This window comes from Enterobacter sp. JBIWA003 (assembly GCF_019968825.1).
GTDB lineage: Bacteria > Pseudomonadota > Gammaproteobacteria > Enterobacterales > Enterobacteriaceae > Enterobacter > Enterobacter quasiroggenkampii.
Map to the genome: position 1 here is coordinate 3,431,086 of NZ_CP074170.1, position 23,815 is coordinate 3,454,900.

Here is a 23,815-nt window from a genome sequence, read left to right on the forward strand (position 1 = left end):
ATCGGGATTGCGCGAATCAGTATTAATCCCTAAGGAGCAGAGAGCGCAATCCGGCCGCTTTGTTTTCGATCTCCTGCCACTCCTGTTCCGGGTCAGACCCGCTGACAATGCCGGCCCCGGCGTAGAGCCGCAGGGAGTCATCCTGGACGCGGGCGGAGCGCAACGCCACGCAAAATTCACTCTGGTCAGGCGATAAATACCCGGCAGAACCGGCGTACCACTCGCGGTTAAAGGGCTCAACCTTCTGAATAAATTCGCGCGCAGGCTGTCGCGGCAAACCGGCAACGGCCGCCGTCGGCTGTAGCATATGCAGGCACTGCTCGTCGTCGGCCTGTTTGAGTTCGGTCCAGATACAGCGGCGCAAATGCTGCACTTTACGCAGGCGCACCACCTGGGGGGGCAGTACCTCAAGCGTCTGCGTGTAGTGCTGAAGACGCTGGCAAATATCTTCCACGACCAGCATATTTTCGCGCTGGTTTTTATCGTCGTTCAGCAGCCACTCGCCGAGACGCTGCGCCTGGCCATCATCGGCATGGCTGGCGACGGTGCCCGCCAGCGCTTCTGTACGCAGCAGCGTGCCGCGCCGCCGCCAGAGACGCTCGGGGGTCGAGCCAAGAAACGCGTTGCTGGCGTCGAAAATCATGCAGAAATGGTAGCAATGTAAATTCAGGGCGCGGCTGGCCGCCATCAGCGCGACAGGGTTAACGCGCTGTGTAAACCGGATATCGGTTGCCCGGGCGAGAACCACCTTTTCAAAATCACCGCGCGCGATGGTCTCTGTCGCTCTGCGGATAAGCGTCAGCCATTCGGCCTGTTGCGGCTGATGGGTTTCGTGCTCAACCTGAACGGATAGCGGACGGATAGATCTCGCAGGACGGAGCTGCTGTAAAAAATCCCGCGCGGCGAGGGCATCTTCCTGAAGTGAATAATCACTCCACAGCTGCAGACGCAGCGTAGCGGTGCCGGCGGTGCGTCGCCAGAGCAGTCGCGGTAAAAAGAGGCTGCCCTGCTCCGGAGTAAAGGCGTTCAGGCCACAGATACGGGTATCACCTGCCGCGTTTTGCTCGCGCAAAAACTGCGTGGCTAACGCCAGAGAGGAAAAGGGGATCACCGCCCCCAGCGCAGCCAGCTCTTCATCGCCGTTACGCTGCTGCCAGTAAAACTGCGGATAGCACTGCTGCGCCCCAAGCCAGGCGAGAGGGTCGAAAGCGTCGTTTAACGGGAAAGAGACGTCGAAATGACGTATGCCGGGTGTTGCGGGTAACGCTTGCGAAAGCTGGGTACGCAATTGCTCCAGCGCGAGGAAAATCGAATTCACGCGAACCTCTCCCTGTTAAAACCTCGTATTATACGGGGTACTGGCAATAAATAGCAGTACCCACGTATAGGGAGTGGTTAAGCGGCTTAACGACGGGCCAACAGCAGCCCCAGTACCAGCCCGACGGCAGCACCGACTCCAATACCCTGCCACGGTTTTTCATGCACGTAATCATCGGCACGGTACACCGCTTTTTTGGCGCGGTAGTAGTAGGTATCGGACGCATGGCTGACGCGGTTTTTCACTTCATGCAGCGCCTGCTCGGCGCGGGCTTTTAGCTCAATATATTTCTGATCGGCAGGGTCGCCCGAGGAACGTAACACCTCTTCCAGCGTTTCGCTCAGTAAGGCCAGGTCGTCGTCGATACGGGTATCCCAGGATTGAAATGACATATTTTTCTCCATGTTAGTACACCAGTCCGCTAACTATAGCCAACGACTCGCCATTACGCCTGCTTCGCTTCGCGCGCCATGCCGATGTGAGGAATGCCGTCTTCATCGTACACCTCGGTGACCGGCACGAAACCAAAGTGGCCGTAGAAGGACTGCAGGTGCGCCTGCGCGCCCAGGTATAACGCTTTGTTCGGCCACTGTTTCTGGCATGCCTCCAGCGTTTTCTCCATCAGCTGATAGCCCAGTTTTTCACCGCGCGCTTTGCCGCTGATGATGACGCGGCCAATGACGACAGGCTCAAAATCGTCTTCGCTTTTCAGAATCCTCGCATACGCCACCAGCTCGTTATTCCGCCAGCCGAGGATATGGCGGTTCTCGCCGACGAGATCGTCGCCGTCGATGTCCTGATACGGGCAGGTCTGTTCAACCACGAACACTTCGCAGCGCAGTTTCAGCACGGCGTAAAGTGAATGAACGGTGAGGTCACTATGGTGTAAATCTTGCCACTGGATCATGTCAGTCTCCTTCCTGGGGTTCATCACGTTATACTAAACCCCTCCCCGTTCGGCAAAGGGCTGATTGCGTTATGGAACTGATTTTTCTGGGTACGTCCGCGGGCGTACCAACCCGCTCACGAAATGTGACGGCGATATTGCTGGATCTTAAACACCCCACCCGCGGCGGGCTGTGGCTGTTTGACTGTGGTGAAGGGACGCAGCATCAGCTGTTACACACCGCTTATCACCCCGGCAAGCTGGATAAAATTTTTATCACCCATCTGCATGGCGACCATCTGTTTGGCCTTCCCGGCCTGCTGTGCAGCCGCTCGATGGCCGGTAACGCCAACCCGCTGACGATTTACGGGCCTGCGGGTATTCGTGAATTTGTTGAAACCACGCTGCGCCTGAGCGGGTCGTGGACGGATTATCCGCTGGAGGTCGTTGAGATTAGCGAAGGCCTGATTTTCGATGACGGCGATTATAAGGTGAGCGCTCAGCCGCTCAATCACCCTGTCGAGTGCTATGGCTATCGCATTGACGCGCATGACAAACCCGGCGCGCTGGACGCCGCCGCGCTGATGGCCGATGGCGTAAAACCCGGACCGCTGTTCCAGCGCCTGAAGCACGGTGAGACCGTCACGCTGGAGGACGGGCGCGTCATCAACGGTCAGGATTATCTCGCCGCACCGCAGCCCGGCAAGAAGCTGGCAATTTTTGGCGACACGGCCCCGTGCCGGGCGGCGCTCACGCTGGCCCAGGGCGTGGACGTGATGGTACATGAAGCGACCCTTGAAACGGCGATGGAAGAGAAAGCCAACGGCCGGGGTCATAGCTCCACGCGACAGGCGGCGCAGCTTGCCCGTGACGCGGGCGTCGGGAGGCTCATCGTCACCCACGTCAGCTCGCGCTACGACGCGCGGGGCTGTGAAAAGCTGCTGGCAGAGTGTCGCGCGCTGTTCCCGGAATGTGAGCTGGCCGAAGATTTCGCTCAGGTCAGCGTTTAGTCCTTCATTTTTCCCTCAGGATGCCGATAACGATTAAAAGGTCAGCATTTCTCTCGAGGGTAGAATGGATAATTTCCAGAAAGATATTGATGACAGGGCGAATCTGACCCTGTCGAACCGTTTTGAACTGTTGCTGTTCCGTCTTGGCACCTCTCTAAACGAAAATAAATCTGAGCTGTTTGGCATTAACGTCTTTAAGCTGCGTGAAATTGTGCCGATGCCGGAGTTCACGAAACCCGCCGGGATGAAATCACCGCTGATGGGAATGGTGAATATTCGCGATCAGGTGATCCCGGTGATCGACCTGGCCGCCGTGGCGGGCTGTAAGCCTACCACCGGGCTGAATATCCTGCTGATCACCGAATACGCGCGCAGCGTGCAGGCGTTTGCCGTGGAGTCGGTTGAGAACATCATGCGTCTGGACTGGAAGCAGGTGCACGCGGCGGAAACCGCCGTCAGCGGTCGCTACATCACCAGCATTGCGTGTCTTGACGAGAAGAGCGATATCAACGATCTGGCGATGGTGCTGGACGTTGAGCAGATCCTGTACGACATCACTCCGGCCAATCACGATCTGCACGCCACCAATCTGAAAACCACCAAATTCCATATCAAGCCGGGCGCGGTCGCCATCGTCGCGGAAGACTCCAAAGTGGCGCGCTCGATGCTGGAGAAAGGCCTGCAGGCGATGGAGATCCCGGCGCAGCTGCATATCACCGGCAAAGAGGCGTGGGAGAAAATTGGGGTTCTGGCCGCACAGGCGCAGGCTGAGGGGGTTCCCATCACCGATAAGATCGCGCTGGTGCTGACCGACCTCGAAATGCCGGAGATGGACGGTTTTACGCTGACGCGCAAAATCAAAACCGACCCGGTATTGAAAGATATTCCGGTGGTGATCCACTCTTCCCTTTCCGGCAACGCCAACGAAGACCATATTCGTAAGGTGAAAGCGGATGGCTACGTCGCGAAGTTTGAGCTGAACGAGCTGTCGTCAGTGATTGAGGAAGTGCTGGACCGCTCGATGAAGAAGATTGACGGGCCGTTGATTAGCCGCAAACAGCTGGCTTAGTCGGGTGGCGCTACGCTTACCCGACCTACAAAACCCGTAGGCCCTGCAAGCGTAGCGCCGCTGGGCAATAAAAAACCCGCCGAGGCGGGTTTTTTGTTTTTACATTAATGGCATCGCTCGCTGCACGATATCAATCAGCGGCTGCGGATAGATACCGAAGATCAGCACCAGCAGCGCGGAGATGAGAACCACAATACCGCCAGCGCTGTACTGCCAGTTGGTTGGGGCATCACGGTTGAGCTGCTGAGGCGCGCTCAGGTACAGGCTCACGGCCACGCGCAGGTAGTAGTAGAGACCAATCGCGGAACCGATCACCACGCCCGCAGTCAGCCACCACAGGTGCGCCTGCACACCGACAGCCAGCACGTAGAACTTACCGATAAAGCCGAGCGTCATCGGGATACCCGCCAGAGAGAGCATCATCACGGTCATCACCGCGGACAGGATCGGACGGTGCCAGAACAGACCACGGTAGGAGAACAGTGAATCGGCATCCGGACCACGGTACGGGCTGGACATCAGGCTCACCACGCCGAAGGCGCCGAGGCTGCTGAACAGGTAACCGGCCAGATAGACGCCCACGGCTTCCATCGACATCTCACCGCTCTGCAGCGCAATCAGCGCCACCATCAGGTAGCCCAGATGAGAGATAGACGAGTAGCCCAGCAGACGTTTGATGTTGGTCTGGCTCAGCGCCATCAGGTTACCGAAGATGATGGAGACGAACGCAATAATGCCCAGCACCACGCGAACCGCTTCACTGTCACCCACCGGTGCGTACAGGAACAGACGCATAACCACCCCGAAGATGGCGATTTTGCTCGCCGTCGCCAGGAAGGTCGACACCGGCGCTGGCGCGCCCTGGTAAACGTCTGGCGTCCACAGGTGGAACGGCACCAGAGAGAGTTTGAAGCCAAGGCCAACAATCATCATGCCCAGACCCGCCAGCAGCAGCGGCTCATGCAGCATGCCGTCACCGAGGCTCTTGCCGAGCGCCATAAAGGAGAGGTTACCGGACTGTGCGTATACCAGCGCAATACCAAACAGCAGGAACGAGGACGCCGCCGCAGACAGGATGGTGTACTTGATGCTTGCTTCCAGGGAGCGCTTCTGGCGGAAGGCGTAACCAATCAGACCGAACAGCGGCAGAGAGATCAGCTCAATACCGAGGAACAGCGCGGCCAGGTGGTTCGCATTCGCCAGCAGAATGCCGCCCAGCGCGGCAATCAGAACCAGCAGGTAAAACTCTTCTTTGTTGTCGTTGTAGCCTTCGAGCCATGGGTACGCAAAGGTACAGGTTGCCAGGCTCGCCAGCAGCACCAGACCGGTATACAGCATGGCGTAACCGTCAACGCGCATCAGCGGAGTGACGTCCATCGCCCCACCCTGGCCAACAAACCAGAGAGAGACTAACGCGGCGTTCAGGCCGATGACCGACAGCGTGGCATTCAGGAAGTGATTGCGTCGCCACGCAATGGAGAGCATCACAACCACCACCGTCAATCCGACGATCAGCAGCGGTAGCAGCGCGATCAGTTGTTGTGGAGTTATTGTCATGGCGAATTACGGCCTTGTAGTAGAAACAGAATTAACAAACCACTGCTGGATATTGCCCATCGCGCTGTGCGAGGTATCCAGAATCGGCTGCGGGAAGAAGCCCAGCAGCACCAGCAGTACGACCAGCAGCAGGATGATGAACAGCTCACGCAGCGACATCCCCGGCAGTTCTTGTGCAGCAATTTCGCTCTTCGCTTTACCGAAGTAAGCGCGGTGCAGCATCGCCAGCGAGTAGACGGAAGCGAACACCAGACCAAAGGTGGAGATCACGGTAATCACCGGTACCACTTTGAAGCTGCCGAACAGAATCATAAATTCGCCGACGAAGTTACCGGTGCCCGGCATCCCCAGAGTCGCCACCGCGAAGAACATGGAGAGCGCTGGCAGCCACTTAATTTTGCTCCACAGGCCGCCCATCATACGCATGTCGCGGGTGTGCAGACGTTCGTACAGCTGACCGCACAGGATGAAGAGACCGGCTGCGGACAGACCGTGCGCAATCATCTGGATCACCGCCCCCTGGTACGCCAGCTGGCTGCCGGTGTAGATAGCAATCAGCACGAAGCCCATGTGGGAAACGGAGGTATAAGCAATAAGACGCTTGATGTCGTACTGGGTGAAGGCCATCCAGGCACCGTAGAAGATACCGATGACACCCAGCCACATGGCAATCGGTGCGAATTCTGCGGAGGCGTTCGGGAACAGCGGCAGAGCGAAACGCAGCAGACCGTAGGCCGCCGTTTTCAGCAAGATGCCCGCCAGGTCAACGGAACCCGCCGTTGGCGCCTGAGAGTGCGCGTCTGGCAGCCAGCCGTGCAGCGGAACCACTGGCATTTTCACCGCGAACGCGATGAAGAAGCCCAGCATCAGCAGATATTCCACGCCGTGAGACATTGGGGTCTTCAGCAGGTCTTCGTAGTTGAAGGTCCAGGTGCCGGTCGCGTTGTGGTGAACAAACACCAGCGCCAGAATGGCAATTAACATCACCAGACCACTCGCCTGGGTATAGATGAAGAACTTGGTTGCCGCCGTGATACGCGTTTTACCGTCGGACGCCTTGTGGCCCCACAGCGCGATCAGGAAGTACATCGGAACCAGCATCATCTCCCAGAAGAAGAAGAACAGGAACATGTCGATGGCAAGGAACACGCCGATTACGCCGCCCAGGATCCACATCAGGTTAAGGTGGAAGAAGCCCTGGTATTTTTCGATTTCACGCCAGGAGCAGAGTACCGCCAGAACGCCGAGCAGACCGGTCAACACCACCATCAGCAGTGAGAGACCGTCAATCGCCAGGTGGATCGTAATGCCGAAACGTGGGATCCACGGCAGGATGAACTCAGACTGCCACTGCGGAATGCCCGCAGACTGGGTCAGTGAGTAACCGCCCTGCAACCACAGTTGCAGGCCAAGCGCGAGCGTCAATCCCATGGTGATCAGCGCGATCCAGCGCGGCATCTTCACGCCAAAGCGTTCAGTCTGCCAGCACAGGAAGCCGCCGATGAAGGGAATTAATATTAGCCAGGGTAGTAACATGGCGATTTACATTCCTTTTTAAGGCCCCCAGCAGGGGCCTGATTTTCAACGAATTCGAATAAAATTCACTTAACGATCAACGCAACACCATCAGCAGCGCCAGCACGACAACCGCACCGATGCTCATGGACGCCACATACCAGCGCAGGTAACCGTTCTCGCTGTACAGCAGGCCTTTGCCTGCAAAGCGGGAAAGGATCGCCGGGATATTCATCAGGCTGTTCAGCGGGTCGCGCTTCAGCAGCCACGCGATGCCCAGGAACGGCTTAACGAAGATCATGTCGTACAGCCAGTCGAAGCCCCACGCGTTGTACCACCAGGTGCCCAGCAGGCGGCCCGGCGCACTGTTGGCCACGGCAGTGACCAGCGTACGTTTACCCAGCCATAGCCATGCGGCAATCAGGATGCCCGCGATAGCGACCACACCGGAGGTGATTTCAAGCGTCAGAACGCGACCGTGCTCAAGCTCGGTGGTGTCTGGCAGCACGCCCTGCAGCGGAGGCACAATCATCGCGCCAACGAAGGTGGACAGTACCAGCAGCACAATCAGCGGCAGATGATGGGTAATCCCCTTCCCTGCGTGAGCGTGAATTTGTTCTTTACCGTGGAATACGATGAAAATCATACGGAAGGTATACAGGGAGGTCATGAACGCACCGACCAAACCCGCAACCATAAGATTGATATGACCATTCGCCATGGCACCCGCAAGGATTTCGTCCTTACTGAAGAAGCCCGCGGTGATCAACGGCAGTGCCGCCAGCGCCGCGCCGCCCACCAGGAAGCAGACATAGACCAGCGGGATGGACTTACGCAGTCCGCCCATTTTGAAGATGTTCTGCTCGTGATGGCAGGCCAGAATCACCGAACCGGATGAGAGGAACAGCAGCGCTTTAAAGAACGCGTGCGTCATCAGGTGGAAAATGGCCGCGTCCCACGCCTGAACGCCCAGCGCGAGGAACATGTAACCAATCTGGCTCATGGTTGAGTACGCGAGAACGCGCTTGATGTCGGTCTGCACCAGCGCGGCAAAGCCTGCCAGCACCAGCGTGACCGCACCGACGATACCCACCAGATGCAGAATTTCCGGGGTCATCAGGAACAGCCCATGGGTACGCGCAATCAGGTAGACACCGGCGGTAACCATGGTCGCAGCGTGGATCAGCGCGGAGACAGGGGTTGGACCCGCCATCGCGTCGGCCAGCCATGTCTGCAACGGCAGCTGCGCGGATTTACCCACGGCACCACCCAGCAGCATCAGCGTTGCCCACCACAGCATGTTGTTGCCTGCGGCGAAGTGCGCTGGCGCCAGTTCCACCATTTCGCGGAAGTTCAGCGTGCCCAGTTCGTTGTAAAGAATGAACAGCGCGAAAGCGAGGAAGACGTCACCCACGCGGGTCACGACGAACGCTTTCATGGCCGCTGCGCCATTCTTCGGATCGGTATAGTAGAAACCGATCAGCAGGTAAGAACACAGACCCACGCCTTCCCAGCCCAGATACATCAGCAGCAGGTTATCGGCCAGGACCAGAACCACCATGCTGGCGATAAACAGGTTGGTGTAGGCGAAGAAGCGGGAGTAACCCTCTTCACCGCGCATATACCAGGAGGCGAACATGTGGATCAGGAAGCCGACGCCGGTGACCACGGAGAGCATGGTCAGGGAGAGACCATCCAGCACCAGGTTGAAACCGATGTTGAAATCACCGACTGACATCCAGGTCCACAGCGGCACGCTGAAAGGCTGACGCCCGTTGTTAAAGAAGTCGATACCCGCATACGCTGTCACCAGCGCGGCCAAGCCAACAGAGCCCATGCCGACGGTTGCAGACAGATTCTCAGACCAGCGGCCGCGAGAAAACGCCAGCAGCACGAAGCCAATCAGCGGAAAAATAATGGTTAAGGCAAGCATGTTCATCCACGCAACTCACTTACTGAATCGATGTTCAGATTCTGGCGGCGACGATGGAGCTGCAGCAACAGCGCCAGGCCAATACTCGCTTCGGCAGCCGCGAGGCTGATGGCGAGAATGTACATCACCTGACCATCGGTCTGGCCCCAGTAGCTTCCGGCGACCACGAAGGCCAGCGCGGAGGCGTTAATCATGATTTCCAGCCCGATCAGCATAAACAGCAGATTGCGGCGGATAACCAGACCGGTCAGACCCAGAACGAATAAAATCGCAGCGAGGATCAGTCCATGTGTTAAGGGGATCATGCGCGCTCCTCCGTTTTTCTTTTCGCGCGGTCGTCAGTGCGGTTGCTCAGCACCTCGCCAGCACGCTCTTCGCGGCCAACGTGGAAAGCCACAACCAGACCTGCCAGCAGCAGCATTGAGGCCAGTTCCACTGCCAGAACGTATGGGCCAAAGAGCGTGATACCCACCTCTTTCGCGCCAATCGGCGTGCCGTCGATGCCCTGATCGTTAACACCCAGAATGGCGTAAACGATCACCACCAGCATGATGGCCGACAAAATTGCCGGGCCGATCCACACCTGCGGTTTTAACCACTGACGTTCCTGCTCAATTTCAGAGCCGCCCAGGTTCAACATCATCACCACGAACACGAACAGCACCATGATGGCCCCGGCGTAGACGATGATTTCCAGCGCACCGGCGAAGTGCGCGCCCAGTGCGAAGAACACCCCGGAAATGGCCAGCAGCGAGATGATTAAGTACAGCAGCGCATGCACCGGATTGGTGTGCGTGATCACTCGCAGCGTAGCCAGGATGGCGATAAGGCCACAGATATAAAAAGCGAATTCCATTGCCCTCTCCTTACGGTAACAGGCTCTTGACGTCGATAGGCTTAGCTTCGTTCTCTGCTTCGCCCTTATCTTTGCCGTCGATTGCCATACCCGCCATCCGGTAGAAGTTATATTCCGGGTATTTGCCCGGACCGGAAATCAGCAGATCCTCTTTCTCGTACACCAGGTCCTGACGCTTGTACTCACCCAGCTCGAAGTCTGGAGTCAGCTGAATCGCCGTGGTTGGGCACGCTTCTTCACACAGACCGCAGAAGATGCAGCGTGAGAAGTTGATGCGGAAGAACTCAGGGTACCAGCGGCCGTCTACCGTCTCGGCTTTCTGCAGAGAGATACAGCCAACCGGGCACGCTACCGCACACAGGTTACAGGCAACGCAGCGCTCGGAACCGTCCGGGTCGCGCGTCAGCACGATACGGCCACGGTAGCGCGGCGGCAGATATACCGGCTCTTCCGGGTACATCCGGGTTTCGCGTTTGGCAAACGCATGCAGGCCAATCATCCAGATACTGCGTACCTGGGTACCGAAGCCTACCAGTAATTCTTTTAAGGTCATGGTCTATTGCCCCTTATGGCTGCTGCCAGAGAATGACAGCGGCCGTTACCAACAAGTTGACGAGCGTCAGCGGCAGGCACACTTTCCAGCCGAAGGACATTACCTGGTCATAACGCGGACGCGGTAACGCTGCGCGAATCAAAATGAACATCATCATGAAGAACGCGGTTTTCAGCGCGAACCAGATGAACGGCGGTAAGAACGGGCCATGCCAGCCACCGAAGAACAGCGTTACCATCAACGCGGAAATGGTGACAATACCGATGTACTCGCCCACGAAAAACAGACCGAATTTCATACCGGAATATTCGATGTGGTAACCGTCGGCCAGTTCCTGTTCGGCTTCTGGCTGGTCAAACGGGTGACGGTGACACACTGCCACGCCCGCGATGGCAAAGGTAATAAACCCAAAGAACTGCGGAATAACGTTCCAGATGTCGGCCTGGTTGTTGACGATGTCGGTCATGTTGAATGAACCGGCCTGCGCCACCACGCCCATCAGGGAGAGACCCAGGAACACTTCGTAGCTCAGGGTCTGCGCGGAAGCACGCATCGCACCCAGCAGCGAGTATTTGTTGTTACTGGACCAGCCTGCGAACAGGACCGCGTAAACCGCGAGGCCTGCCATCATCAGGAAGAACAGAATGCCGATGTTCAGGTCAGCGACCACCCAGGTCGGGCTGACCGGCACGATAGCAAACGCCAGCAGCAGCGAGGTGAAGGCGATCATCGGTGCCAGAGTAAAGATCACGCGATCCGAGAAGCGCGGGATCCAGTCCTCTTTAAAGAACATCTTGATCATATCCGCGACCAGCTGGAGTGAACCACCCCAGCCCACGCGGTTCGGTCCGTAACGGTTCTGGAACAGACCGAGCAGACGACGTTCACCAAAGCTCATGAACGCGCCGCAGGTGACCACCACCAGCAGGATAACAATCGCTTTCAGAATGCTCAGCAGGATGTCGATAAGATCCGGCGTTAACCAACTCATGCTTTTGCCTCCTGCAGATTATCAAGACGCGCACCCGCCAGAACCGGCGCGATGCCAGGCATACCCATCGGCAGACCGACCTGCCCTGCTGTCAGACTTTCAGAAATAATCAGCGGCAGGCTGATGGTCTGGCCGTCATAGCTAAAGGCGATGTTCGCACCCGCGTTAACGCCAAGCTTCGCGGCATCCGCCGGGTTAAGCTTGATGTACGGCTGCGGCATACGGGTCTGGAAGACCGGTGAACGCTGGGACAGCTCGTCGCTACCGAACAGGTGGTAGTACGGTGCAATACGCCAGCTACCGTCCTGCGCCTGGAAGCTCGCCGGTACGGTGCTGAAGAAGTCCAGACCGGTTTCGGAAGCTTCAATCAGACGCACGCCCGGATCGCCGTGGCGCAGGGAGCCGCCCACTTCAGCCTGGAACTTGTTCCATGCCTGCGGGGAGTTCCAGCCCGGTGCCCATGCGAACGGGATTTGCGAACGCGGCGCAGACGGCTGGTTGTTCCCTTCCATGGAGAAGGCGAACATGGTGTCTTTATCCTGCGGCTGGCGCGGTTCGTGCACGCTGATATTGGCGCGCATTGCAGTACGGCCGCTGTAACGGTGCGGTTCACGCGCCAGTTTCTGGCCGCGAATGCGGAAGCTCGCTTCAGGCGCGGCATCTTTAATGCCTGCCAGCTGAGGCAGTTTTTCCACCACCGCGTCGATAACGTGGTCGAGCTGCGTCCAGTCCACTTCACGGCTCTGCACGGTGCTGTGCAGGGAGTGCAGCCAGCGCCAGCTTTCCAGCATCACGGTGTTGCTGTCGTAGTAAGACGGGTCATAAACCTGGAAGAAACGCTGCGCGCGGCCTTCGTTGTTGATAACGGTACCGTCGCTTTCTGCGAAGCTTGCCGCAGAGAGCACCAGATGCGCTTTGTCCATAATCGCGGTGCGCTGATGGTCAATCACCATCACCAGCGGCGCTTTGGAGAGCGCGGCGTCAACGCGAGCGGCAGAAGCATGACGATGCAGGTCGTTTTCCAGCACCACCACGGCGTCAGCGGCACCGGATTCCAGTTCGCTTAACGCAGCTTCCAGCGAGCCGCCGCCAATCATGCCCAGACCAATGCTGTTCACCGCACGGGCAATCATGGTCACACCGACGTCAGCACCGCGGCCTTTCAGGGCTTTGGCCACGTTGGCTGCGGCCTGAATGATCTCTGCGCTACCGGCGTTGGTACCGGAAATAATCAGCGGTTTCTTCGCACCGGCCAGGGCCTGAACAATCACGTCAACCTTGTTTTGCAGGTCGCGATCCAGCTCAACGGCCGGTGAGTTGTTGTCCAGCGCGTGGGCAATGGCAAAACCAAGACGCGCCTGATCTTCAACCGGTGCGCAGTAGGTCCACGCCGCGATATCGTCCAGACGGGTATTGTCGACGTTGGTCACAAACAGAGGATGCTTCGCGCGCTGACCGATGTTCAGGATCGCCGCAATCTGCCAGTCAGCCACTTTTTGCGCCGCTGCCATTTCACGTGCTTTACCCTTCACCGCCTGACGAACCGCCAGAGCTGCGCGGGCGCCGGTCTGGGTCAGGTCTTCACCCAGCACCAGGACCGCATCATAGGATTCGATTTCGCGCAGCGCAGGGGTATGGATACCGCCTTCACGCAGCACTTTCAGTACCAGCTGCAGACGTTCCTGCTCGCCCTGGGCGATGCCGGTATAGAAGTTTTCCGCCCCGACCAGCTCGCGCAGCGCGAAGTTGCTTTCGATGCTGGCACGCGGGGAGCCGATACCGATCACTTTCTTCGACTGGCGCAGAATATCTGCCGCGCCCTGCATCGCCTGTTCTGCGTTCAGGGTAATGAAATCGTCGCCACGGCGCTGAACCGGCTGACGCGGACGGTCTTTCAGGTTCACATAGCCATAGCCGAAACGACCGCGGTCGCACAGGAAGTAGTGGTTAACGGTACCGTTGTAGCGGTTTTCGATACGACGCAGTTCGCCGTAGCGCTCACCCGGGCTGGTGTTACAGCCGAGGGAACACTGCTGGCAGATGCTTGGCGCAAACTGCATGTCCCATTTACGGTTGTAACGCTCGGAGTGAGTTTTATCCGTGAAGACGCCGGTCGGGCAGATTTCTACCAGGTTACCGGAGAATTCGCTCTCCAGCACGCCGTCTTCCGGACGACCGAAGTAGACGTTGTCATGCGCGCCATACACGCCCAGATCCTGACCGTCTGCATAGTCTTTGTAGTAACGCACGCAGCGATAGCAGGCGATGCAGCGGTTCATTTCGTGAGAGATGAACGGCCCCAGATCCTGGTTACGGTGGGTACGCTTGGTAAAGCGATAGCGACGGAAGCTGTGACCGGTCATCACGGTCATATCCTGAAGGTGGCAGTTACCGCCCTCTTCACAAACCGGACAGTCGTGCGGGTGGTTGGTCATCAACCACTCCACCACGCTTTCGCGGAACTGTTTGGCTTCTTCGTCATCAATCGAAATAAAGGTGCCTTCGGTGGCTGGCGTCATACAGGACATCACCAGGCGACCACGCGTGTCTTCCGCGTTTTGATATTGCTTCACCGCACACTGGCGGCAAGCACCGACGCTGCCCAGCGCCGGATGCCAGCAAAAGTACGGAATATCGAGGCCAAGAGACAGACAAGCTTCCAGCAGGTTGTCCGCCCCGTTGACTTCGTATTCTTTGCCGTCTACATGAATCGTAGCCATTAGCATGCTTCCAGTTGGCTCGGTCGAAACCGAGCGTTAATCAAAATTCTTGTCGTTACCAGCGCGCTTTAAGCAGGTTCGGCTGAATCCCATTGATCGCATGGGTATTGCTGAACGGCTGCTTGATGCCTGCTTCGAACTCGTCGCGGAAATATTTGATCGCGCTCTGCAGAGGTTCGACGGCACCCGGTGCGTGGGCACAGAAGGTTTTACCCGGGCCTAAGAATCGACACAGTTGCTCAAGTGTTTCGATATCGCCAGGCTGGCCTTCGCCACGTTCGATTGCACGCAGGATCTTCACACTCCACGGCAGCCCATCACGGCACGGTGTACACCAACCGCAGGACTCACGGGCGAAGAACTCTTCCAGGTTACGCACCAGCGACACCATGCCGATCTCGTGGTCGACGGCCATCGCCAGCGCCGTACCCAGACGGCTGCCTGCTTTACCAATGCTTTCGAATTCCATCGGCAGGTCAAGGTGGGCTTCGGTCAGGAAGTCTGTCCCTGCCCCACCCGGCTGCCAGGCTTTGAATTTCAGGCCATCGCGCATGCCGCCGGCGTAGTCTTCAAGAATTTCGCGCGCGGTAGTACCGAACGGCAGTTCCCAGACGCCAGGATTTTTCACGCGACCGGAGAAGCCCATCAGCTTGGTACCGGCATCTTTGCTTGAGGAGATGCCCTGATACCACTCCACGCCGTTCGCGAGGATAGCCGGAACGTTACACAGGGTTTCGACGTTGTTTACGCAGGTCGGTTTCCCCCACACGCCGGAGCTGGCCGGGAACGGTGGCTTGGAACGCGGGTTCGCGCGGCGGCCTTCCAGGGAGTTAATCAGCGCGGTCTCTTCACCGCAGATATAACGCCCGGCACCGGTGTGCACGAACAGTTCGAAGTCAAACCCGGTGCCCAGGATGTTTTTGCCCAGCAGTCCCGCTTCGGTGGCTTCGGCAATCGCGCGACGCAGGTTTTCCGCTGCTTCGATGTACTCACCGCGCAGGAAGATGTAACCACGGTACGCTTTCAGCGCAAACGCGGAGATCAGCATGCCTTCCACCAGCAGGTGCGGCAGCTGCTCCATCAGCAGGCGGTCTTTATAGGTGCCCGGCTCCATTTCATCGGCGTTACACAGCAGGTAACGGATGTTCATGGATTCGTCTTTTGGCATCAGGCTCCACTTCAGACCAGTGGAGAAGCCCGCGCCGCCGCGGCCTTTCAGGCCAGACTCTTTTACCGCGTTAACGATGTCGTCCGGCGCCATGCCGCCAAGGGCTTTACGCGCACCGGCATAGCCGTTTTTGCTCTGATATTCGTCGAGCCATACCGGCTGTTTGTCATCACGCAGACGCCAGGTCAGCGGATGCGTCTCAGCAGTACGAATTACAGTTTTCATTTGTACTGCTCCAGCAGGTCAGGAATCGCTTCCGGCGTCAGATGGCTGTGAGTGTCCTCATCAATCATCATGGTCGGCCCCTTGTCGCAGTTACCCAGGCAGCAGGTTGGCAGCAGAGTAAAGCGACCATCGAACGTGGTCTGGCCCGGCTTGATATTGAGCTTCTTCTCAATCGCAGCCTGAATGCCCTGATAACCGGTGATGTGGCAGACCACGCTGTCACAGTAGCGGATCACATGGCGGCCCACCGGCTGACGGAAGATCTGGCTGTAGAACGTGGCTACGCCTTCTACGTCACTTGCCGGAATACCCAGCACTTTCGCGATCGCATAGATCGCCCCATCCGGCACCCAACCACGCTGTTTCTGTACGATTTTCAGCGCTTCAATGGACGCCGCACGCGGGTCTTCGTAGTGGTGCATCTCGTGCTCAATGGCGGCACGTTCTGCTTCACTCAGCTCAAAAGCCTCGGTTTGTGGTTGTTGATTCTCGTGCATAATTAGCGGTCCACATCTGACATAACAAAATCGATACTACCCAGATACACAATCAGGTCGGAGACCAGACTGCCGCGGATGGCGGACGGGATCTGCTGCAGGTGCGCAAAGCTCGGCGTACGCACGCGGGTACGGTAGCTCATGGTGCTGCCGTCACTGGTCAGGTAGTAACTGTTAATACCCTTGGTCGCTTCAATCATCTGGAAGGATTCTTGCGCCGGCATGACCGGACCCCAGGAAACCTGCAGGAAGTGGGTGATCAGGGTTTCGATATGTTGCAGCGTGCGCTCTTTCGGTGGCGGCGTCGTCAGCGGGTGATCCGCCTTGAAGGGGCCTTCCGGCATGTTGTTGAGGCACTGCTCAAGGATGCGCAGACTCTGGCGCAGCTCTTCCACTTTCAGCATCACGCGGGTGTAGCAGTCGGACACGCCGCCGCCCACCGGGACTTCAAAGTCGAAGTTCTCGTAGCCAGAGTAAGGACGGGCTTTACGCACGTCGAAATCAATACCGGTCGCACGCAGACCTGCCCCTGTCGTCCCCCACTCCAGCGCCTCTTTCGCGCCGTAGGCAGCAACGCCCTGGGAACGGCCTTTCAGGATGGTGTTGCGCAGCGCGGCTTTCTCGTAAGACGCCAGACGTTTCGGCATCCAGTCGAGGAATTCACGCAGCAGACGGTCCCAGCCGCGCGGCAGATCGTGTGCCACACCGCCGATACGGAACCAGGCCGGGTGCATACGGAAACCGGTAATGGCTTCTACCAGATCGTAGATTTTCTGACGGTCGGTAAAGGCGAAGAAGACCGGGGTCATCGCGCCGACGTCCTGAATGAACGTGGAGATGTATAGCAGGTGGCTGTTGATACGGAACAGTTCTGACAGCATGACGCGAATCACGTTAACGCGATCCGGCGTAACAATACCCGCCAGTTTCTCAACGGCCAGCACGTATGGCATTTCGTTGACGCAGCCGCCGAGGTACTCGATACGGTCGGTATACGGAATGTAGCTGTGCCAGGACTGACGCTCGCCCATCTTCTCAGCACCACGGTGGTGGTAACCGATGTCAGGCACGCAGTCGACAATCTCTTCACCGTCGAGCTGAAGAATAATACGGAATGCACCGTGCGCAGACGGGTGGTTTGGACCGAGGTTGAGGAACATGAAGTCCTCGTTGTCGGTACCGCGCTTCATGCCCCAGTCTTCCGGTTTGAAGGTCAGCGCTTCCATCTCCAGATCCTGCTTGGCTTTGGTCAGCTCAAACGGATCGAATTCGGTAGCACGTGCCGGGTAGTCTTTACGCAGCGGGTGGCCGGTCCAGGTCTGCGGCATCATGATGCGCGTCAGGTGCGGGTGGCCGTCAAAGGTCATGCCGAACATTTCCCAGGTTTCACGCTCGTACCAGTTGGCGTTCGGGAAAAGTTTGGTGATCGTCGGCAGATGCATGTCGTTTTCAGACAATGCCACCTTGAGCATGATATCCGTATTACGGTCTATTGAGATCAGGTGGTAGAAAACGGAAAAATCCGCAGCAGGGAGACCCTGGCGGTGCGTTCTGAGACGTTCATCCATGCCGTGTAAGTCAAACAGCATGACGTACGGTTTTGGCAATTTCTTGAGGAAATCGACAACTTCCAGCAATTGTTCACGCTTCACCCAAACAACGGGTACCCCGGTGCGGGTAGCCTGAACAGTAAAGGCATCCGGCCCAAAACGGTTGCGCAGTTCGCCAATGACTGGGTCATCCAGATGATCCCGGGTCTGCCAGGCGGCTTCTTGCGCGGTTAAGTCGGTCATATTGTTCACCATTGCAAATGGTCCGTGGTGACTGTTGAGCCTGGCTTCGCGCTATTTGAGTAGTGATATGCGAAGGTGTTCTCCAGGCCTACAGGCGCAAATTAAATTTCGTCAGGCGTACGCAGATTGGTGACGGCAATACGTTCACCACGTTTACGCTCGCGCTCAGACTGCATGTTCGCGCGATACACACCCTGATCGCCAACGACCCACGACAGTGGGCGACGTTCTTTACCGATGGACTCCTGCAGCAGCATCAGCGCCTGCATGTAGGCTTCCGGACGAGGCGGACAACCCGGGATGTACACATCCACTGGGATAAATTTATCTACGCCCTGTACGACGGAATAGATGTCGTACATACCGCCAGAGTTAGCACATGCGCCCATGGAGATAACCCATTTTGGCTCCAGCATCTGGTCATAAAGACGCTGAATAACAGGTGCCATCTTGGTAAAGCAGGTACCGGCTACCACCATCAGGTCAGCCTGACGTGGGGAAGCACGCAGTACCTCTGCCCCAAAACGCGCAACGTCATGCACCGCAGTGAATGACGTCACCATTTCAACGTAGCAGCAAGAAAGGCCAAAGTTGTAAGGCCAGATGGAGTTCTTACGACCCCAGTTGACCATATCGTGCATGGCATGTTCGAGTTTGCCCATGTACACGCTTTTATTGACTTCTTGCTCCAGGGGGTCGGTTACGATCTCCTGTTTTTGCAGGGGGTAACGGTCATTCTCACCGTTAGGATCTATGCGGGTGAGCGTATAATCCATCTTATTGCCTCGCTGTTACTGCTGACGATTAGAGATACTGTTTTCCGGGTTGATGTGTTCACGACGTGAACGCGCAGGCGTCCAGTCAAGCGCGCCAATACGCACCAGATAAACCAGACCGGCCAGTAGCACTAAAATGAAAATTGCGGCCTCGACAAAGCCCACCCAACCACTTTCGCGAATGGAGGTCGACCATGCGAAAAGGTAAAGCGCTTCCACGTCGAAGATGACGAAGAACATGGCTACCAGGTAAAACTTGGCAGACAGGCGTAAGCGAGCGGTACCTACTGAATCAATACCTGATTCGAAAGGTGTGTTTTTGTGCCTTGCACGGGCGCGACCGCCCAGGAACCAGCCGCCGACTAACATCAGGCAGCACAGGCCAATGGCTACAATAAGAAAGATTGCGAATGCCCAGTGATGAGCGATGACTTCTGTGGATGTTGACATACTCATTGCTTACTCATCAAAAGTGATACCAACGACACTGCTCTTGCTGGCAGATGGGCATCACATCGATTCATGGGGAGGAACAAATAACCTTACACTAACTGTCAGAAATGAGACGTAGACAGCAAAATGATGGGGTTTTTTACTCCTTTCTATAACCTATTGTCAACTTTAACAAAGGTTTCTTCACATTAAATTACATCGAGCGATTCTCATTAACATTTGGTGCCCTTTAACCCTGGTGGGTACATGACTTTCCGTCAAATGTATGTTGTTGAATCGTGTCCGTTTCGGAAGTAAAAAAAATAACCCTCCTATTTTGACAGGATTTGCCAACGATTCCTCCCCCCAAATAGGAGTATTTTCTTGATCTGCGACACGCTTTTGTTAATTCAACCTGGAAAACGGCAACATATTTCCTGTTTTTTTAACATAGGAGGGATGTGGATGACGTTAGAACAGAAAACGGACAAGTTTTAGACAAAACCATTTAGTTAATTGATAAATATAGAATATCCCGAAAACCCACGCGTCATAAGCGGGTATTTTTGCTAAAAAAAAGCCACTGCATGTGAAAATCACACGAGTGGCTTTTTTTTACACTTACATTTTGTTACCAGAATTCTGAGCGAGCGATCACTCAAAATCCCCTTCAACGATCAGGGAGTCATCCCCCCCTTCGGAGGTAACGCGCTCGAACTGCCATGGGTTATGGTAGTTTTCCATCGCCTCGAACACCACCTTCGCCAGTTCGTTATGACTGGACGAATTGTGGCAGAGCAGATACTCCGTATCCGGCAGTGCAGGAAGGCCATCGGATTTGCCCAGAACGCGCAGATCGGGGCTCATCATTTCTACCGGACGGGCGGTGACACCCAGACCGGCTTTCACGGCGGCACGCACCGCTGGCAGCGTGGACGCCACATACGCCAGACGCCACGGAATATTAGCCTCATTCAGCGCCGTCAGCACCATATCGCGGAACGGGCTCGGGTCATCCAGCAACACCAGCGGCACCGGCTCCCCTTTTTGCAGCACGTATTCGGCCGCGCAATACCAGTGCGTAGGCGATGTACGCAACGTCAGGCAGTCAAACTGCCCGGGACGATGCGTGGTGACCACCAGGTCGACTTTATTCTCATTTAACATCTCAACCATAAAAGCATTGCGCTTTACGCTCACGTCCAGCGCAAGCTTCGGATAAACCGAACTAATACGATTGAGAAGAAACGGCAATATAGTATCCGCCGACTCATCAGATGCACCTAACGTTAGCACGCCCTGAAGGTTGCTAAACATTAATGACATACATGCTTCATCATTAAAGCGAAGAATTTTCCTGGCATAACCCAGAAGCTGAATACCGTGTTCCGTTAAGAGCTTATTACGCCCGTGACGGGCAAAAAGCTCTTTACCAACCAGTTGCTCCAGCCGCTGCATTTGCTGGCTGACGGCGGACTGAGTTCGGCAAACGGCGGCAGCAGCTGCTGCAAAAGTGTTGAGATCGGCGACCGCAACAAACGTTCTCAGCAGATCGAGGTCGAGATTCATTATCGGACGATTTGCATTTATCATATCTATTCACTTTCAGGTTGCTCGTGCGGAGCTGCCCGGGTTGAAGCTGTGTGTGTACAGTTAAGCAATTCCCTCTGAAGATTTTCCCTCGCATCCCGGCCCGGCAGACTGCCTGACAGATAGTTATTGTGCTGCTTTATATCAACAGTCAGAAAGCACGTTTCATGACGATATTTTTATTCTCTTAAACGTTCAGGATATTTAGATGTTCGCAGGTTTATGTAAATTACATTAAAGGTATAACACCTTTTCTGCCATCTGTATCGCAGCGCTGTCAACGTAGCAGGAGATGTGCGACACATTCCAGCCAGAGATAACTCTAACAATAACAATCAATTAATTCGGAAAACCAGGGTCAGATATACAAAAAACGTGCATCTGCCCTCTGCTTTCCTGGAAGACATCTTAACCCAAATCCACTTTATTTATAAGTCTTATTGCAATATTAAGGATTAAAGAAGAATGTTAAGCTTCTAAACTAATTTTATTAAAATTAACTAAAGTTGCATTTTATAGGTTAATAATAAATAAATTTTAATTTAGATTAAGACCATTCATTAATGGCACTTAACATTAATTTGACATGGGTAACTTTTATCCACAGTATGCTATTACAGAAACAGGTATCAAGCATTCAGGTTTTACGAAAAGTCACTCAGGGTGACTGCCACCGCTGTCAAACTCACCACTTATTTTTAACAGCACATTATACAGCATTTTGGTAAATTAATAGCACATTTAACCTAAGCTCTCGCTATGCGCACAACTTTAAGACAGTGAAAAAGCGTACCCACAGCGAAAAAGATTCATCAAAAATTTGCACCCCGCACAAAATCTTCTACTGCACACCCTTCAAAACGAAGCGAGGGGGGAGTACATTATTCCGTGCTGACTTCCACGGCAGGGAGCGGCAATAATAGCGAAAAGGTTAAAGGTTCATGTCCCCTATCGAAAAATCCAGCAAGCTAGATAACGTCTGTTATGACATCCGCGGCCCGGTTCTGAAAGAGGCAAAACGCCTTGAAGAAGAAGGCAACAAGGTTCTGAAACTCAACATTGGTAACCCTGCGCCATTTGGTTTTGAAGCGCCGGATGAAATTCTGGTTGATGTGATCCGCAACCTTCCCACTGCACAAGGCTATTGCGATTCAAAAGGACTTTACTCCGCACGTAAAGCCATCATGCAGCACTACCAGGCACGTGGTATGCGCGATGTTACTGTTGAAGATATCTATATCGGCAACGGCGTCTCCGAACTGATTGTGCAAGCCATGCAGGCCCTGCTGAACAGCGGGGACGAAATGCTGGTCCCTGCGCCGGACTATCCGCTTTGGACGGCTGCCGTGTCGCTGTCCAGCGGTAAAGCGGTGCACTATCTGTGCGACGAATCCTCTGACTGGTTCCCGGACCTGGACGATATTCGCGCAAAAATTACGCCCCGCACGCGCGGTATCGTCATTATTAACCCGAACAACCCGACGGGCGCGGTCTACTCAAAAGAACTGCTGATGGAGATCGTCGAGCTAGCGCGTCAGCACAACCTGATCATCTTCGCCGACGAAATCTACGACAAGATCCTGTACGACGCGGCACAGCACCACTCAATCGCTGCGCTGGCCCCGGATCTGCTGACCGTCACCTTTAACGGCCTGTCTAAAACCTACCGTGTGGCCGGTTTCCGTCAGGGCTGGATGGTGTTAAACGGTCCGAAAAAACACGCCAAAGGCTATATTGAAGGGCTGGAGATGCTGGCCTCCATGCGTTTATGCGCCAACGTTCCGGCGCAGCACGCGATCCAGACGGCGCTGGGTGGCTATCAGAGCATTAGCGAGTTTATCGTGCCCGGTGGTCGCCTGTACGAACAGCGTAACCGCGCGTGGGAACTGATCAACGATATCCCGGGCGTCTCCTGCGTGAAGCCGAACGGGGCGCTCTATATGTTCCCGAAAATTGACGCGAAGCGCTTCAATATTCACGACGACCAGAAAATGGTGCTTGATTTCCTGCTTCAGGAAAAAGTGCTGCTGGTTCAGGGCACGGCGTTTAACTGGCCGTGGCCGGATCACGTGCGTATCGTGACGCTGCCGCGCGAAGATGACCTGGAAATGGCCATCAGCCGCTTCGGGCGCTTCCTCTCCGGATACCATCAGTAACATTGCCTTTCGGCCGGGTGGCGCTTCGCTTACCCGGCCTACAAAATCCGCAAATTTGCATCTTGCCTCCCCTCCCCGCACAATGAACGCCTGTCGCAGTGAAGACAAAAGGTAACCTATGAGTCAGAGTCATTTCTTTGCCCACCTCTCCCGCCTGAAACTCATCAACCGCTGGCCGCTGATGCGCAATGTCCGCACGGAAAATGTGTCAGAGCACAGCCTGCAGGTTGCGATGGTCGCTCACGCGCTGGCCGCCATTAAAAACCGCAAATTCAACGGTCAGGTCAATCCAGAGCGCATCGCCCTGCTGGCGATGTACCACGATGCGTCAGAAGTGCTGACCGGCGATCTGCCTACGCCGGTGAAATATTTCAACTCGCAAATTGCGCAGGAATATAAGGCTATTGAAAAAATTGCCCAGCAGAAGCTGATTGAGATGGTGCCCGAAGAACTGCGTGATATCTTCGAGCCGCTTATCAACGAGCATCAGTACACGGAAGATGAAAAGTCGCTGGTCAAACAGGCCGACGCGCTGTGTGCCTATCTGAAGTGTCTCGAAGAGTTGTCCGCAGGGAATAACGAATTCCTGCTGGCGAAAACGCGCCTGGAAAAAACGCTGGAATCCCGCCGCAGCGAAGAGATGGATTACTTTATGCAGGTGTTTGTACCGAGCTTCCATTTATCGCTGGATGAGATCAGCCAGGATTCGCCACTCTGATTTTCGCCCAGCGGCGCTGCGCTTGCAGGGCCTACGGGGTTGTAGGCCGGGT

The 23,815-nt window shown here is 55.8% G+C and carries 21 protein-coding genes; 4 read left to right on the forward strand and 17 right to left on the reverse strand.

The features are described 5' to 3' along the window. Nucleotides 1–22: 22 nt before the first annotated feature. The 3 genes from menF to KGP25_RS16430 form a co-directional block, all read right to left on the reverse strand. Nucleotides 23–1,318: an isochorismate synthase MenF gene (menF, locus tag KGP25_RS16420; protein ID WP_223539304.1), complete on the reverse strand. Its 1,296-nt coding sequence runs from the start codon at nt 1,316–1,318 to the stop codon at nt 23–25. Between the two features lie 86 nt (nt 1,319–1,404). Next, on the reverse strand, nt 1,405–1,710 hold the full coding sequence (elaB, locus tag KGP25_RS16425) for a stress response protein ElaB (RefSeq protein WP_008500219.1): 306 nt from the start codon (nt 1,708–1,710) through the stop codon (nt 1,405–1,407). A gap of 53 nt (nt 1,711–1,763) precedes the next feature. Further along, nucleotides 1,764–2,225: a GNAT family N-acetyltransferase gene (locus tag KGP25_RS16430; RefSeq protein WP_023344582.1), complete on the reverse strand. Its 462-nt coding sequence runs from the start codon at nt 2,223–2,225 to the stop codon at nt 1,764–1,766. Nucleotides 2,226–2,296: 71 nt separating this feature from the next. On the opposite strand from KGP25_RS16430, the gene rbn reads away from it, so the two are divergent. Continuing rightward, complete coding sequence (gene rbn, locus KGP25_RS16435; protein WP_045908723.1) at nt 2,297–3,214, forward strand: ribonuclease BN; 918 nt, start codon at nt 2,297–2,299, stop codon at nt 3,212–3,214. A 64-nt stretch (nt 3,215–3,278) separates the two neighbouring features. Further along, nucleotides 3,279–4,283 carry a chemotaxis protein gene (locus tag KGP25_RS16440; protein ID WP_223539305.1) on the forward strand — a complete coding sequence of 335 codons (1,005 nt, stop codon included), beginning with the start codon at nt 3,279–3,281 and terminating at the stop codon, nt 4,281–4,283. Between the two features lie 99 nt (nt 4,284–4,382). Here the strand turns inward: KGP25_RS16440 and nuoN are convergent, their stop codons facing one another. From nuoN to lrhA, 14 genes are all read right to left on the reverse strand, one after another. Further along, nucleotides 4,383–5,840: an NADH-quinone oxidoreductase subunit NuoN gene (gene nuoN, locus KGP25_RS16445; RefSeq protein ID WP_024908971.1), complete on the reverse strand. Its 1,458-nt coding sequence runs from the start codon at nt 5,838–5,840 to the stop codon at nt 4,383–4,385. A gap of 6 nt (nt 5,841–5,846) precedes the next feature. Beyond that, nucleotides 5,847–7,376 carry an NADH-quinone oxidoreductase subunit M gene (nuoM, locus tag KGP25_RS16450; protein ID WP_008500214.1) on the reverse strand — a complete coding sequence of 510 codons (1,530 nt, stop codon included), beginning with the start codon at nt 7,374–7,376 and terminating at the stop codon, nt 5,847–5,849. Between the two features lie 76 nt (nt 7,377–7,452). Continuing rightward, nucleotides 7,453–9,294: an NADH-quinone oxidoreductase subunit L gene (gene nuoL / locus KGP25_RS16455; RefSeq protein WP_023325763.1), complete on the reverse strand. Its 1,842-nt coding sequence runs from the start codon at nt 9,292–9,294 to the stop codon at nt 7,453–7,455. Next, nucleotides 9,291–9,593, reverse strand: coding sequence for an NADH-quinone oxidoreductase subunit NuoK (gene nuoK, locus KGP25_RS16460; RefSeq protein WP_003861496.1), 303 nt, complete (start codon nt 9,591–9,593; stop codon nt 9,291–9,293). Before nuoK ends, nuoL begins: the two co-directional genes overlap by 4 nt. After that, a complete protein-coding gene (gene nuoJ / locus KGP25_RS16465) occupies nt 9,590–10,144 on the reverse strand; it encodes an NADH-quinone oxidoreductase subunit J (RefSeq protein ID WP_008500212.1) in 555 nt (184 codons plus the stop codon). Before nuoJ ends, nuoK begins: the two co-directional genes overlap by 4 nt. 10 nt (nt 10,145–10,154) lie before the next feature. Continuing rightward, the gene (nuoI, locus tag KGP25_RS16470; protein ID WP_003861491.1) at nt 10,155–10,697 is read right to left on the reverse strand and encodes an NADH-quinone oxidoreductase subunit NuoI; all 543 of its coding nucleotides are present in this window, start codon (nt 10,695–10,697) and stop codon (nt 10,155–10,157) included. 13 nt (nt 10,698–10,710) lie between these two features. Then, nucleotides 10,711–11,688: an NADH-quinone oxidoreductase subunit NuoH gene (gene nuoH, locus KGP25_RS16475; protein ID WP_008500211.1), complete on the reverse strand. Its 978-nt coding sequence runs from the start codon at nt 11,686–11,688 to the stop codon at nt 10,711–10,713. Beyond that, a complete protein-coding gene (gene nuoG / locus KGP25_RS16480; protein WP_223539306.1) occupies nt 11,685–14,408 on the reverse strand; it encodes an NADH-quinone oxidoreductase subunit NuoG in 2,724 nt (907 codons plus the stop codon). Before nuoG ends, nuoH begins: the two co-directional genes overlap by 4 nt. 55 nt (nt 14,409–14,463) lie before the next feature. Further along, on the reverse strand, nt 14,464–15,801 hold the full coding sequence (gene nuoF / locus KGP25_RS16485; protein WP_008500209.1) for an NADH-quinone oxidoreductase subunit NuoF: 1,338 nt from the start codon (nt 15,799–15,801) through the stop codon (nt 14,464–14,466). Continuing rightward, nucleotides 15,798–16,298, reverse strand: coding sequence for an NADH-quinone oxidoreductase subunit NuoE (gene nuoE, locus KGP25_RS16490; protein WP_008500208.1), 501 nt, complete (start codon nt 16,296–16,298; stop codon nt 15,798–15,800). Before nuoE ends, nuoF begins: the two co-directional genes overlap by 4 nt. A 2-nt stretch (nt 16,299–16,300) precedes the next feature. Continuing rightward, nucleotides 16,301–18,103 carry an NADH-quinone oxidoreductase subunit C/D gene (gene nuoC / locus KGP25_RS16495; RefSeq protein ID WP_023312537.1) on the reverse strand — a complete coding sequence of 601 codons (1,803 nt, stop codon included), beginning with the start codon at nt 18,101–18,103 and terminating at the stop codon, nt 16,301–16,303. Nucleotides 18,104–18,192: 89 nt separating this feature from the next. Beyond that, nucleotides 18,193–18,867, reverse strand: a complete 675-nt coding sequence (gene nuoB, locus KGP25_RS16500) for an NADH-quinone oxidoreductase subunit NuoB (RefSeq protein WP_003861482.1) — start codon at nt 18,865–18,867, stop codon at nt 18,193–18,195. Nucleotides 18,868–18,882: 15 nt separating this feature from the next. Then, nucleotides 18,883–19,323 carry an NADH-quinone oxidoreductase subunit NuoA gene (gene nuoA, locus KGP25_RS16505; RefSeq protein WP_006176516.1) on the reverse strand — a complete coding sequence of 147 codons (441 nt, stop codon included), beginning with the start codon at nt 19,321–19,323 and terminating at the stop codon, nt 18,883–18,885. A gap of 630 nt (nt 19,324–19,953) precedes the next feature. Then, complete coding sequence (gene lrhA / locus KGP25_RS16510) at nt 19,954–20,892, reverse strand: transcriptional regulator LrhA (protein WP_021241557.1); 939 nt, start codon at nt 20,890–20,892, stop codon at nt 19,954–19,956. A 938-nt stretch (nt 20,893–21,830) separates the two neighbouring features. Between lrhA and alaA the strand changes: the two genes are divergently transcribed. Both alaA and yfbR read left to right on the forward strand, forming a co-directional pair. Next, nucleotides 21,831–23,045: an alanine transaminase AlaA gene (gene alaA / locus KGP25_RS16515; RefSeq protein WP_008500204.1), complete on the forward strand. Its 1,215-nt coding sequence runs from the start codon at nt 21,831–21,833 to the stop codon at nt 23,043–23,045. Between the two features lie 118 nt (nt 23,046–23,163). Continuing rightward, nucleotides 23,164–23,763 (forward strand): 5'-deoxynucleotidase, encoded by a 600-nt coding sequence (gene yfbR, locus KGP25_RS16520; RefSeq protein WP_008503531.1) that lies wholly within the window; start codon nt 23,164–23,166, stop codon nt 23,761–23,763. Nucleotides 23,764–23,815 lie beyond the last annotated feature (52 nt).